The 4854-nt window shown below is 42.0% G+C and carries 5 protein-coding genes, 16 tRNA genes and 1 rRNA gene; 20 read left to right on the forward strand and 2 right to left on the reverse strand.

Annotation, left to right across the window (positions count from 1 at the left end; translation table 11 throughout):
• Positions 1-8: 8 nt before the first annotated feature.
• The 20 genes from rrf to BQ4305_RS01335 all read left to right on the forward strand — a co-directional run bounded on the left by rrf (position 9) and on the right by BQ4305_RS01335 (position 3725).
• Positions 9-124, forward strand: a 5S ribosomal RNA gene (gene rrf / locus BQ4305_RS01240).
• A 9-nt stretch (positions 125-133) separates the two neighbouring features.
• Positions 134-208 (forward strand) — tRNA-Asn (locus BQ4305_RS01245).
• Positions 209-213: 5 nt separating this feature from the next.
• Positions 214-306: transfer RNA gene (locus tag BQ4305_RS01250), tRNA-Ser, on the forward strand.
• Positions 307-316: 10 nt separating this feature from the next.
• A tRNA-Glu gene (locus tag BQ4305_RS01255) sits at positions 317-391 on the forward strand.
• A gap of 12 nt (positions 392-403) precedes the next feature.
• A tRNA-Val gene (locus tag BQ4305_RS01260) sits at positions 404-479 on the forward strand.
• Positions 480-515: 36 nt separating this feature from the next.
• A tRNA-Met gene (locus tag BQ4305_RS01265) sits at positions 516-589 on the forward strand.
• 5 nt (positions 590-594) lie between these two features.
• Positions 595-670, forward strand: a tRNA-Asp gene (locus BQ4305_RS01270).
• 9 nt (positions 671-679) lie between these two features.
• Positions 680-755, forward strand: a tRNA-Phe gene (locus BQ4305_RS01275).
• Between the two features lie 5 nt (positions 756-760).
• A tRNA-Thr gene (locus BQ4305_RS01280) sits at positions 761-836 on the forward strand.
• Between the two features lie 18 nt (positions 837-854).
• A tRNA-Tyr gene (locus BQ4305_RS01285) sits at positions 855-938 on the forward strand.
• A gap of 6 nt (positions 939-944) precedes the next feature.
• A tRNA-Trp gene (locus tag BQ4305_RS01290) sits at positions 945-1018 on the forward strand.
• Positions 1019-1028: 10 nt separating this feature from the next.
• Positions 1029-1104 (forward strand) — tRNA-His (locus BQ4305_RS01295).
• Between the two features lie 39 nt (positions 1105-1143).
• A tRNA-Gln gene (locus BQ4305_RS01300) sits at positions 1144-1218 on the forward strand.
• A 5-nt stretch (positions 1219-1223) separates the two neighbouring features.
• Positions 1224-1298, forward strand: a tRNA-Gly gene (locus BQ4305_RS01305).
• 7 nt (positions 1299-1305) lie between these two features.
• Positions 1306-1380 (forward strand) — tRNA-Cys (locus tag BQ4305_RS01310).
• An 8-nt stretch (positions 1381-1388) separates the two neighbouring features.
• Positions 1389-1470 (forward strand) — tRNA-Leu (locus tag BQ4305_RS01315).
• A gap of 306 nt (positions 1471-1776) precedes the next feature.
• Positions 1777-2202, forward strand: coding sequence for a hypothetical protein (locus BQ4305_RS01320; protein WP_110926126.1), 426 nt, complete (start codon positions 1777-1779; stop codon positions 2200-2202).
• A 38-nt stretch (positions 2203-2240) separates the two neighbouring features.
• The gene (locus BQ4305_RS01325) at positions 2241-2432 is read left to right on the forward strand and encodes a hypothetical protein (RefSeq protein ID WP_110926127.1); all 192 of its coding nucleotides are present in this window, start codon (positions 2241-2243) and stop codon (positions 2430-2432) included.
• A gap of 259 nt (positions 2433-2691) precedes the next feature.
• Positions 2692-2773: transfer RNA gene (locus tag BQ4305_RS01330), tRNA-Leu, on the forward strand.
• Positions 2774-3209: 436 nt separating this feature from the next.
• Positions 3210-3725: a hypothetical protein gene (locus BQ4305_RS01335; RefSeq protein ID WP_110926128.1), complete on the forward strand. Its 516-nt coding sequence runs from the start codon at positions 3210-3212 to the stop codon at positions 3723-3725.
• Positions 3726-3747: 22 nt separating this feature from the next.
• Here the strand turns inward: BQ4305_RS01335 and BQ4305_RS01340 are convergent, their stop codons facing one another.
• Complete coding sequence (locus BQ4305_RS01340) at positions 3748-4434, reverse strand: Dph6-related ATP pyrophosphatase (RefSeq protein ID WP_110926129.1); 687 nt, start codon at positions 4432-4434, stop codon at positions 3748-3750.
• 334 nt (positions 4435-4768) lie between these two features.
• Positions 4769-4849, reverse strand: a complete 81-nt coding sequence (locus BQ4305_RS22145) for an IS3 family transposase (RefSeq protein WP_407640126.1) — start codon at positions 4847-4849, stop codon at positions 4769-4771.
• Between the last annotated feature and the right edge of the window lie 5 nt (positions 4850-4854).

Below are 4854 nucleotides of genomic sequence, written 5' to 3' on the forward strand. Positions count from 1 at the left end.
ATTAATAGTTTGGTGGCGATAGCGAAGAGGTCACACCCGTTCCCATTCCGAACACGGAAGTTAAGCTCTTCAGCGCCGATGGTAGTTGGGGGTTTCCCCCTGTGAGAGTAGGACGCTGCCAAGCTGTCATTATTCCGCAGTAGCTCAGTGGTAGAGCACTCGGCTGTTAACCGAGCGGTCGTAGGTTCGAATCCTACCTGCGGAGCCATATATGGAGAGCTGTCCGAGTGGCCGAAGGAGCACGATTGGAAATCGTGTAGACGGGTAAACCCTGTCTCAAGGGTTCAAATCCCTTGCTCTCCGCCATATCGATTTAGGCCCCTTGGTCAAGCGGTTAAGACACCGCCCTTTCACGGCGGTAACACGGGTTCGAATCCCGTAGGGGTCACCATAATACATATTTGGAGGATTAGCTCAGCTGGGAGAGCATCTGCCTTACAAGCAGAGGGTCGGCGGTTCGATCCCGTCATCCTCCACCATTTGAAATTTAAGTTAAACAGCAACATTATTACCGTCGCGGGGTGGAGCAGTCCGGTAGCTCGTCGGGCTCATAACCCGAAGGTCGCAGGTTCAAATCCTGCCCCCGCAATCTAAGGTCCCGTGGTGTAGCGGTTAACATGCCTGCCTGTCACGCAGGAGATCGCGGGTTCGATTCCCGTCGGGACCGCCATTTTATGAAGGCTCAGTAGCTCAGTCGGTAGAGCAAAGGACTGAAAATCCTTGTGTCGGCGGTTCGATTCCGTCCTGAGCCACCATTTAAGCCGGTGTAGCTCAACTGGTAGAGCAACTGACTTGTAATCAGTAGGTTGGGGGTTCAAGTCCTCTTGCCGGCACCATGTAACACTCATACGCGTGGAGGGGTAGCGAAGTGGCTAAACGCGGCGGACTGTAAATCCGCTCCTTCGGGTTCGGCAGTTCGAATCTGCCCCCCTCCACCATCTTACAGGGGTATAGTTTAAAGGTAGAACTAAGGTCTCCAAAACCTTCAGTGTGGGTTCGATTCCTACTACCCCTGCCATTTTATTACGGCGATTGTGGCGAAGTGGTTAACGCATCGGATTGTGGTTCCGACATTCGTGGGTTCGATTCCCATCAGTCGCCCCATTTCAAATGAATATTGAGCAAGTTAAAAACAGTCATTAATGGGCTATAGCCAAGCGGTAAGGCAGCGGATTTTGATTCCGTCATGCGAAGGTTCGAATCCTTCTAGCCCAGCCATTTTTGCGGAAGTAGTTCAGTGGTAGAATACAACCTTGCCAAGGTTGGGGTCGCGGGTTCGAATCCCGTCTTCCGCTCCAGAATAACGGCGGCATAGCCAAGTGGTAAGGCCAAGGTCTGCAAAACCTTTATCCACCGGTTCGAATCCGGTTGCCGCCTCCATTATTTATGCCGGTGTGGCGGAATTGGCAGACGCGCACGACTCAAAATCGTGTTCCTCACGGAGTGCCGGTTCGACCCCGGCCACCGGTATCACAGGTCGATTTGAAACGGTTTTCCTTTTTGGGAAAACCGTTTCTTTTTGTATTTTCGGCTTTTTTAGAGTTAATAAAGTATTGTATAGGGATTTTGAAGAAGCTGCAGTTTATTTAATAAATGATCCACGATTTATCGCCGGATATAAAGTCTTGCAAATGATAGAATACGATTCTATAACAGTTTGGAGTTTTTTTAAAAAAGAGTAATAGGCCTAAGCCTTCCTATTTTGTTAGTATGTTGACAATCATTCAAGCCGCTGATAGGGTTGAAAAGGAATTTATTTCAAAGGAGACGACATAAATGAAATTGAAAATATTATCGGCAATCATCATTGTCGGCGGTTTATTAGTTTCGGCTTACGGTTTAAATAAAACGTTCGGCACAAAAGAAGAAACGAATGCCGAAGCCGAGAACAATGATTCGCAACTCCTAAATCCTGACGACATCAAAGAGGATGACACTCCGTTTAATGACGGAAACACGCCGGAAGCGTTAGAAGCAGCAGGTCTGCAGCCTACATTGTCTACATATGTCTCGGAAACCCTTGAATCTTTGGATAAGAAAGCAACGGGCGAAGGGGCAGGACTTGACGAAGGATACGACATTTACTTGAAGTCGAAGGTATTTAGTAATATTGTATATTATGATAAAAATGAATATATTTCCAAGAAAGATATTGAAAACTTGAATTCGCTTGGTGCATTCAGCTATTTCGGACATCTGTAAAAGACGGTGACGGTTCGGAGCGGGAAGACATTAGCAAAATGAACGAATGGAAGTCAATGAAACCGGAAGCAAAACAAGCGTTCAAATATGCGAAACAATTGTTGCATGATCTTGATATTGCGTTAAACCACGACGGGAAGGGTAAGACATACGGTGTGTCATATACGTTGGACGGCGACAAGAAACACGAAATACAAGATTTCGTGGAAGGTAAATACAGAGATAAATAGGCCAGAAAAGCTAGCTCGAGAATGTCGTTATCCGTAACAAAACGCTTAAGTTTAATTTAAGCATAGGGGTTTAAGCTCTAGTGCCGGCATATAGTTAAATAGAAAATGCCTCCCTATGTATAGAGGCGTTTTCTTATGTTGAAGGCTAATACCATCTTTAAGCAGCAGAGCAAATTATCAGTATTGATCAAAGAGACTAAATAGAAATATATTGACAAAAAACTCTTACCGGTATAATATATATAATGTTCTTAAACATGCCGGTGTGGCGGAATTGGCAGACGCGCACGACTCAAAATCGTGTTCCTTCTGGAGTGTCGGTTCGACCCCGACCACCGGTATCTTTTATAGAGTGAAAAAGTGTTAAGTTAACGTTTCTTACATTAGTAAGGAACGTTTTTTATTATCTTTATAGAATTCTAAATCCAAATTCTGATAAACATTTGGTAAATTATAATCAATAAAGTATGGCAAATAGTAATAGTTAAAGAAATATAATAAATCGTAAGATCGTTCTAGAAGGTAATCCATCTGATATTTTAAAAGTTGATGTTAAGAATTAAATGTACGAGAAGTTATTTTTGATACCTCCTATATAGAAATTCTATTGTATTTACATAAGAGATTGGATTGATTTCATTGAAGAAGATTTATGTTATTAGGCATTTTGAGGCAGAGGGGCAGTTGGGTAACCTCACGAATTTCCAGTAAAATACAGACGGAAAATCCCGCCTGCCTCAGAAATTTATTATAATAGATGTCCTATCAGGAGGGAAAATGTTAACTAAAAAGAAAAGGCTTCTGATCATAACTCTTCCTGTTCTGCCTTGGTTTGCTGTCGGATTCGTCTTATATGTTTTATTTGGACAAAAATATATGTATGCTAAAAGTTTTGCTTCCGAACTTTATCATTATCCTTTGCCTAAAGAAACGAAGATGGTTGATAAGAATTTTGACTATGGAGTTTTATTCGGTGGAGGACCTTCCGGAAATGGAGGATATCCGACAGTTGTTTCATACATAGAAGTCGAGAGTGATTTAAGCAGGGCAGAGCTGTATGATTATTATAATAAAGAAAATGTGTTTTCAGCTCCAGACAGTGATGATAAGAATGTCGGATTCGAGATATATTTTGATGGTTACCAAAAGAAAATCGAAGAGAACGGTAAGGTATGGTATAAACGTGACGGGAATCCTGGAACTTTGAGTTCAAAAAAGGGAGAGGGGAAAACTAAAGCCATCATACAAATAAGAACGGAATTCAGTTATCCGTTCTTCATAGATTGGTATTAAAAAGTTCAGCCATTTGTTTTAATTATTTCAGCTCCAAAGGCAAAAAGGCATACTCTCCATTCTTTATAATGGCTCCTTTTTGAATGGGAATGGGATAGGTAAATAGAGGGCCGTCAATGACAGTGGTATGGAACTCACCGCCTTCTCCGCATGAGTCAATTCCTCGGTCTTCAAGCTCCTGTATGTAGTCAAGGGTTAAAATCCGTCCTAAATCTTCTTCCCGCATTCCTAATGATAAATTTACTGTTACAACAATCGATACAAATCCTTCCCTGACGAATTCTTCGACTGTATCCCGATGATTCCTTTTCCATAAAGGCATTCCAAGTTTCAATCCTGCAAGGTCGGCTACCTTTTCATTCCAGCTGTCCTGTGCAGGGATTTCCAAGTCGCCAGTCACCAGCACTTCTGCTCCTTTTCTTTTGGCTGATTCTAAAAGCTGGATAAATTCTTTTTCATAATCGTTCCAGCTCGCAGCAGCCATGAAAACGGGTAATCCGATGGACTCCGATTGGGCCCGAATGAGTTCAGGCGGCATTCCATGGGATCTTGATCGTTTCCCTTCTTCTTCAAGCATGACGATTAACCCTATTGCTTCGCCAATCTTAGAAGCCTTATATAGAGCTAGGACACTGTCCTTTCCTCCGCTAAAAGAGGCAACAAATTTATGCCCGTGAGCGCCATTTATCCAGTTCTTTATATCTTTCATACAATCATCCTCCTTTAAGTTAACTATGGTAGCAGCAGATATTTTTTTCAAGTACAAGATACAGAGAAAATAAATTCTAGAAAACCGCGGGAAAAGTCAATTCGCTAAAAACCAAGTAAAGGCTATTATATTTTTCGAAATAAGGAGAATAAAAACTCACGTTGATAAATCTGCAATTACGAAAACATTAAAACTAGCTTTTAACTGTGGCTGTCTCCGCATTTGTTGTCTTTCCAGTTAATGATGTTCTGTGTCATTAAGAGATTTATCAAGAATATAAAAAACGTTAAGAATAGACTGACCTATTCATTTGAGACAGTAATAAAACACCTTCTTAGGCTGCCATATCACCAAACTCTATTGGTGTGTGGTAGCCTAATTTTTCTTGGATACGCTCTTCATTATAATAACTCATAAATT

The sequence above is a fragment of the Bacillus massiliglaciei genome, assembly GCF_900098925.1.
Taxonomy (GTDB): domain Bacteria; phylum Bacillota; class Bacilli; order Bacillales; family DSM-1321; genus Peribacillus; species Peribacillus massiliglaciei.